Below are 1,967 nucleotides of genomic sequence, written 5' to 3'. Positions count from 1 at the left end.
CGATCGAAGGTCCGGGACTTCGTTCCTCAGCCCCGGCCCACCGGAATTCAGGGAACTGTTCTCACTGGGCGCGCCGAGTGGTCAAGAGGGAGCGCACGATGAGAGACCTCCTGCGCCGGGGCCTGACCCTGGCAGCGGCCGCCCTAGCGATCATCGCCGGTACCGGAACCGGCCAGGCGACGGCGGCCGACACCGCCTACAAGGTGCTCGTGTTCTCGAAGACGGCGGGGTTCCGGCACGACTCGATCCCCGCGGGCGTCCAGGCCATCCGTGACCTGGGCGCGGCGAACAACTTCACCGTCGACGCGACCGAGGACGGCGGCGCGTTCACCACCGCCAACCTGAACCAGTACGCGGCCGTCGTCTTCCTCAGCACCACCGGCGACGTGCTCGACGCCGCCCAGCAGAGCGCGTTCCAGTCCTACGTCGGCTCGGGCAAGGGCTTCGTGGGCGTCCACGCCGCCGCCGACACCGAGTACGACTGGCCGTTCTACGGCGACCTGGTCGGCGCGTGGTTCTCCTCGCACCCGGCCATCCAGCAGGCCACCGTCAAGGCCGAGGACCGGGCGCACGCGGCGACCGCGCACCTCGGCCAGACCTGGACGCGCACCGACGAGTGGTACAACTACCGGACCAACCCGCGCTCCGGCGCGCACGTGCTCGCCACCCTCGACGAGTCGTCCTACTCCGGCGGCACGATGGGCGGCGACCATCCCATCACCTGGTGCAAGTCCTACGGCGGAGGACGGTCGTTCTACACCGGCGGCGGGCACACCGCCGAGTCGTACGCGGAGAGCGCCTTCAGGGCGCAGCTCCTCGGCGGCATCCGGTACGCGGCCGGCAAGACCAAGGCGGACTGCCGGCCGGAGACCGGGTACACCAACCTGTACGACGGGTCGACGACCGGCTGGTCGCAGGCCGGCCCCGGCGGGTTCACCAACGCGGGAGCCACCCTGTCCTCCTTCGGCGGCCTCGGCATGCTGTGGTACTCGGCAAAGGAGTTCCACTCCTACTCGCTCAAGCTCGACTGGAAGCTGGCCGGCGACGACAACTCGGGGGTGTTCATCGGCTTCCCCGCCAGCACCGACCCCTGGTCGGCGGTCGACAACGGCTACGAGATCCAGATCGACGCCACCGACACCGCCGACCACACCACCGGATCCGTCTACGGGTTCAAGTCCGCCGACCTCGCCGCCCGTGACGCCGCCCTGAACCCGCCGGGAGAGTGGAACACCTACGAGCTGCTGGTCGAGGGCGAGCGCGTCCAGGTGCTCCTCAACGGCGTCAAGATCAACGACTTCACCAACACCGACCCGGCGCGCAGCCTCCAGCAGGGCTACATCGGCATCCAGAACCACGGGGACGGCGACGACGCCGCGTTCCGCCACATCCGGATCAAGGAACTCGGCGCGACGGGTGACAGGACCATCGAGGCGGAGTCCTACAGCGGGGTGAGCGGCGCCTCGCCGTTCGACAAGGCCGGCGCGCACGGCGGCAAGACGCTCGGCTACATCGATCCGGGCGACTGGTCGTCGTACGCGGGCGTCGACCTGACCGGCGTGACCAAGATCAAGGCGAGGGTCGTCTCCGGCGGTCCGGGCGGCGCGATCCAGGTCAGGACCGGCTCGGCCACCGGCCCGGTCCTCGGCACGGTGAACGTGCCGAACACCGGCGGCTGGGAGACCTTCGCCGACGTCCAAGCCGATCTGGCCGGTGTTCCCTCGGGCGCGCAGACGCTCTTCCTGACCTACACCGGCACAGGAACCGGCCTGTTCGACCTGGACGACTTCACCCTCGTCAAGGGCGCCCCGGCGTCCCGTACCGGCCCGATCAAGGGGCTGGCCGGCAAGTGCCTGGACGTCGCCGCCGCCACCACCGCCGACGGCACCCAGATCCAGCTCTACACCTGCAACGGCACCGGAGCACAATCCTGGACCGTCACCGGCCAGACGCTCAAAGCACTCGGC

1 protein-coding gene is annotated in these 1,967 nt (G+C 69.9%); it reads left to right on the top strand.

Translation table 11 applies throughout. The features are described from left to right. Positions 1-98 precede the first annotated feature (98 nt). A partial coding sequence (locus AB0B89_RS36150) for a ThuA domain-containing protein (protein WP_358562225.1) occupies positions 99-1,967 on the top strand: 1,869 nt, incomplete at its 3' end.

It is taken from the genome of Sphaerisporangium sp. NPDC049002, assembly GCF_040649355.1.
Lineage (GTDB): Bacteria > Actinomycetota > Actinomycetes > Streptosporangiales > Streptosporangiaceae > Sphaerisporangium.
This window is presented reverse-complemented; position numbering and strand designations above follow the sequence as displayed.